The sequence below is a fragment of the Pilimelia columellifera subsp. columellifera genome, assembly GCF_039532605.1.
In the GTDB taxonomy this organism is placed as follows: Bacteria; Actinomycetota; Actinomycetes; order Mycobacteriales; family Micromonosporaceae; genus Pilimelia; species Pilimelia columellifera.
This window is the reverse complement of the sequence record NZ_BAAARY010000069.1, coordinates 1-1,126: the sequence shown is the minus strand read 5'-3', so window position 1 is coordinate 1,126 and position 1,126 is coordinate 1. Positions and strand designations below refer to the sequence as shown.

The following is a 1,126-nucleotide window of genomic DNA, read 5'->3' as shown; positions in this document are numbered from 1 at the left end:
CGACCTCGGACAGGTCGCCGTCGCGGCGACGACCACCCTTCCAACAGCACAAAGCTAAACAAGATCAAAAAACTGTCTCAGTTGACTTGACAGGTTCCGAAGCTCCGCTACCGTCACAACCATAAGAACGTCCAAGATGGAGTTCCGGACGCGCTATTTCAGTCCCGCCGCCTCCTGGCACACATGATCAACAACGGCGCCGCCAGCCGCGACCTCATCGATCGATGGTCACGATGGCGACGCCGCCACCAACACCGCGCCAAAACCAGCCACTACCAGCGAAGACGCAACCCCACAGAAGCCCTGCTGTCGTACTAGACGGGGGCGAGGGACACGTGGGGTGTGTCGGGAAGGGCCACCGTGATCGGCTGGCCCGGCACGACCTCGCCGCCGCGTTCGACGACCGCCATCACTCCGGCCTTGCGAATGACCGGCGCGGTTGCGCACTGCGGCGAGGCGGTCGACGGGGCCGGCTCGTCGGTCGGCGTCCCGTCCGCGCGGGACAGCACGACCTTGAGCAGCCCGGGCCGAAAGGCGTTGATCTGAGCACAGGGGTTGCGCAGGCCGGTCAAGCGCACGACGGGACCGCCGAGATCGAGCAGAGTCCCGGTCGGCAACCCGAGCAGGTCGAGGTCGGCGGTGAGGACGTTCTCTCCGAGATCGCCCGGCTCTAACTCATAGCCCATGGCCAAGGCGTCGTTGAAGACCTCGGCGTGGATGAGGTGCACTTGGCGCAGGTTGGGCTGGTTCGGGTCGCGACGGACGCGCGATCGATGCTGGATCAGGGTCCCGGCGTGGGCGTCGCCGAGTACACCGAGCCCGGCCACGAGGGTGATCGACTCGGCCGGCACCTTGCTGAACCGGTGGGTCTGGTCACGACTGACGGCAACGACACGGGGCATGGGCATACGGTCATCCTCTCGCGTCGTCCACCTAAAGCATTCGACGAGCTCGTTCGGCCAGTGCGCGTACTACTGAAACGCGAGACAATCCACCCGCTACCTCAAAGTTCCACAGGCATGCGCACTCTTCTGGCTCCCTTCTGTGTCAAGCGGCTAGTACGACAGCCGTACTTTTCGGTTACGTGATCAACTCGGCGGTCTCGCGGCGTCGGTAGTGGGCTTTT

General features: G+C 64.3%; 1 protein-coding gene. It reads right to left on the bottom strand.

Going from position 1 to position 1,126, the window contains the following annotated elements; genetic code table 11:
* Positions 1-314: 314 nt before the first annotated feature.
* On the bottom strand, positions 315-908 hold the full coding sequence (locus tag ABD287_RS18350; protein ID WP_344174787.1) for an MOSC domain-containing protein: 594 nt from the start codon (positions 906-908) through the stop codon (positions 315-317).
* Between the last annotated feature and the right edge of the window lie 218 nt (positions 909-1,126).